Genomic DNA, 270 nt, shown 5'->3' on the forward strand with positions numbered 1-270 from the left:
AGTTGAAAAAAGATATGTGGTTAGATATCTCACACTTAACGTTATTGTGGGATATACTTTGCCATTGATTTTGGCATCTATTTATGTTTTTGGGGTAGCTGGTTTTGGATTTGACGTTTTTAATTATTGGCTAGGTATAGTGATGATGCTATTTATTTCTTGGTTAGGCTTATTTTTATTTTATAAAAATGAATTTGATAGTGAAAATCCAAATAAAGCAGTTAATGTTATAGCAATTATTATAAAGTTATCTGCTTTTGGAGGACTTTT

1 protein-coding gene is annotated in these 270 nt (G+C 28.5%); it reads left to right on the top strand.

Annotation, left to right across the window (positions count from 1 at the left end; all coding sequences use genetic code 11):
* Positions 1 to 46: 46 nt before the first annotated feature.
* Positions 47 to 270, top strand: a 224-nt coding sequence (locus GUI70_RS25720; protein ID WP_237725152.1) for a DUF5079 family protein, incomplete at its 3' end; no start/stop codon positions are given.

The sequence above is a fragment of the Deinococcus alpinitundrae genome, assembly GCF_009982895.1.
GTDB classification, from domain to species: Bacteria; Deinococcota; Deinococci; order Deinococcales; family Deinococcaceae; genus Deinococcus; species Deinococcus alpinitundrae.